The sequence below is a fragment of the Staphylococcus sp. HMSC065D05 genome, from assembly GCF_001813195.1.
Classification (GTDB): domain Bacteria; phylum Bacillota; class Bacilli; order Staphylococcales; family Staphylococcaceae; genus Staphylococcus; species Staphylococcus epidermidis.
Map to the genome: position 1 here is coordinate 116,015 of NZ_KV811773.1, position 2,982 is coordinate 118,996.

Consider the following 2,982-nt stretch of genomic DNA (forward strand, 5'->3'; position numbering starts at 1 on the left):
TTTATATTTTTGAAGAAATTCAAGATCCACAAGGAAATATTTGGTGTAGAACATATTCACCAAGTAACAATGGCTGGGTGCATAAGCACACTATTGAAGTAGAAGAAGTATATAAATAATTTAAAAGGGTAGTCAGAAATGGCTACCCTTTTTATGATTAAAATGTTTAATTATTTTACAAAAAGCATAAGAAGTGGTATATAATAATTTTAAAGGAGGAGATCATTATGCAGGTAATATTAAAAACCTTAAAAAACGCATTTCTGATTTCTGGAGATTTGAATGCCAATATAGGGAAAGATAAAATTCGTTATCATCGATACTTGATAGATTCTAAAGTAGATTCAGAAGAACTAAGCAATGATTGGTATAAAGTTGGTGAAGACCTGAATAAATCGATAAAAAATTATAGAAACAGAGAGTTAATGTATAATGGAAGATAATCAAATAGATAAAGTAGAAAAAGAAGGAGTAGAAGAGGAAGAAGTTTTAAAAAGATTAGTAGAAGAAGCTGATCCAGAAGAACGTAAAGTTATTATGCGTAAACTCTCTATAACTAAAAGAGGACCGCTTCCCGACTCAAAAGAGTTTAAAGAGTATGAAAGGGCATTACCTGGAGCAGGAGATAGAATTTTAAAAATGGCTGAGAAAGAACAAGAGAATCGCATTGCAATTACTAAAAATGAACAAGAAAACTATTATAAAAGCAATGATAAATTAACAATTTTAGGTGTAATAAGTAGCACAATAATTTCTATATGTGGTATAGCTGGTTCTGTGATTCTTGGTGTAATGGGTCAACCATGGGCCTCTGGTATAATCGGAGTATTATCACTAGGAAGTATAGTTGCTAATATATTAAAAGCTACAACGAAGGATTCTGAGTAACAAAACAATATAAATTTTGTTATATAGTCATAACTTTATTCGGGTTATGGCTATTTTTTGGTAGAATATAAGAAAAAGATTTCTATATTTGCGAAATATATTTGAGGTTAACTGTTGTAACAGTTACCTTATTTTTATGATTAAAAAAGATAAAAAAAGTAAAAAAAAGGGTTGTTTATAACGGTTAATCGTGATAAAATAAGCTATACCAGTTGAAAGGAGGACAAAAAAGTGTTAGAAAATATTAAAACTATAACAGAAATCGCCTTTTATATAATGTCCACATTAGCCATAATCAAGACATTAATAAAAGACGATAAGTAATGAGACAAAGCCCGAAAGGGCTTGTCTAATTATACTCTAACACTTAATAAATGATATGAAAACAATTTATATTATTTTAATTGTACTGATATGGTTAAACTTGTTTTTAGGTAATGATATAAGTCAAGGTATTATCGCATTATTAACAACATTAGCATTAATAAATTTATTAAAGGGGGGTAAAAATGGACGAAATCAGTAATATTATTGAAAGTATAAGAGGACTATTAAATAAGGATACGGGCTATAAAATATCAAAAGGTAGCGGTGTACCTTATCAAACCGTTCAAGATTTGAAGAATGGTAAAACATCAATTGAAGACGCTAGATTTAGAACGGTTATAAAGCTATATAATTATCAAGTAGAATTAGAACAAAGTGATGAAAAATAAAACAAGGCTCTATCTTTTGCTACATAAGGGATAGAGCCTTGTTAGTTGCCCAGTGTAAATAATTTATTATATTGGGCAACTAAATGGGCAACTACAATTAATTTACGATACATTAATAAAAAGTAAAAACATTGATATAAAGCGATTTAACAATTTAATAAACCTTATTATACCCAATTTGCTAAAATAGAACTCAAGTATCCGAATGAGAAAGAGAACAGTATATTAAGCAATACTAAGCGCTAAACAATTTCAGGGGAAACCTAATAGGGGTAAGGAGTTAAGGCATTTTGCCTTAGCTTCTTTTTTATTTAGTTTAGGTGGACAATACTATTAAATTACATTATAGAATTTTTACTTGTCTACTATTCAAAAATATTTTAACCATATAAAATATGAGGTAATTAAATGGAATTATATACACATATAGAATGCTTATTATTAGATATACTTGATAAAACACCATCTATTTATTATTCTTTCTTTACAATTGCGTTAGGGATTATAATTTATTCTATTAAAGAATGTATTAGATATTTTAATGAAAAAAGATTCATAAAGCTAAATACAATTTAGAATATATAAGACCTATATTACAAGAAGCACATATTAAAGTTAATAAATTAAATCAAGCTTTTATAGATACATACAACGACATAGATTCATATAGTGATTTGAATTTGGAACTTTTAAGTAAACTACCAGAAAATGAAAGAAGAAAGTATGAAAAAGAAGAAATTTATAGAATATATTATAATATTGAAACAAATATAAATAGATTAAAAAAAGCTTGTCGAGAGTTTATTGCATTTATGAATGTAAACAAAATCTATTTTTCAAATGAGATTTTTTATAAAGTTATAGAGATAGACATTACTGTAAACACCAATCATATTAGTTTATTAAAAAGCATACAAAAAGAAGTTGTAGAAAAGAAAAATCCTAATACATTGAAAGTTGGTATTTCTGAAGATTACAAAAGAAATCAAAGAGATTATAGATTTTTACAAGATGCATTAGAACAGGAAATTGAGAAGCAATTAAAAGTATGAAACTAAAATATGTAATATTCTTTAAACTTAAGAAGAAACATAAAATGAAAAATATAACAATTACATCTTTAATACTCAAAATTGGAAATATGACGAAATTAATGATGAATTCATTTGTCCGAACAATAAAAGACTAGGATTTAAAAGATATGCCTATCGCTATGATAAATATGTTTTTAAACGAGACTTTAAATTATATGAATGTGATGATTGTTCCGAGGGTCCTCTGAAACACCATTGTTTGAACTTCAATTCAAAAGCAAATAAAAAATAATGAAGAATTATAATTTGTAATATTTTAAAGCCCAAATTAATAAAAAGCTTTC

Annotated in this window: 4 protein-coding genes and 2 pseudogenes; all 6 read left to right on the forward strand. The window is 26.7% G+C overall.

The genetic code is table 11. The features are described from left to right. A pseudogene (locus HMPREF2897_RS12885) lies at positions 1-119 on the forward strand (N-acetylmuramoyl-L-alanine amidase); the annotation flags it as partial. Positions 120-227: 108 nt separating this feature from the next. Beyond that, entirely contained in the window at positions 228-443 is a 216-nt protein-coding gene (locus HMPREF2897_RS11120) for a hypothetical protein (protein ID WP_002499645.1), read from the forward strand. Further along, entirely contained in the window at positions 433-888 is a 456-nt protein-coding gene (locus HMPREF2897_RS11125; protein ID WP_002499644.1) for a DUF2335 domain-containing protein, read from the forward strand. Before HMPREF2897_RS11120 ends, HMPREF2897_RS11125 begins: the two co-directional genes overlap by 11 nt. A gap of 509 nt (positions 889-1,397) precedes the next feature. Continuing rightward, positions 1,398-1,604, forward strand: coding sequence for a hypothetical protein (locus HMPREF2897_RS11130; RefSeq protein ID WP_002499642.1), 207 nt, complete (start codon positions 1,398-1,400; stop codon positions 1,602-1,604). 680 nt (positions 1,605-2,284) lie between these two features. Next, positions 2,285-2,656, forward strand: coding sequence for a hypothetical protein (locus tag HMPREF2897_RS11135; RefSeq protein WP_070593255.1), 372 nt, complete (start codon positions 2,285-2,287; stop codon positions 2,654-2,656). Positions 2,657-2,702: 46 nt separating this feature from the next. Next, a pseudogene (locus tag HMPREF2897_RS13190) lies at positions 2,703-2,982 on the forward strand (IS5/IS1182 family transposase); the annotation flags it as partial.

Bases quoted from the DNA above. Each gene is read 5' to 3' on its own strand.
- HMPREF2897_RS11130 (WP_002499642.1), top strand. From the start codon at position 1,398: ATGGACGAAATCAGTAATATTATTGAAAGTATAAGAGGACTATTAAAT.
- HMPREF2897_RS11125 (WP_002499644.1), top strand. From the start codon at position 433: ATGGAAGATAATCAAATAGATAAAGTAGAAAAAGAAGGAGTAGAAGAG.
- HMPREF2897_RS11120 (WP_002499645.1), top strand. From the start codon at position 228: ATGCAGGTAATATTAAAAACCTTAAAAAACGCATTTCTGATTTCTGGA.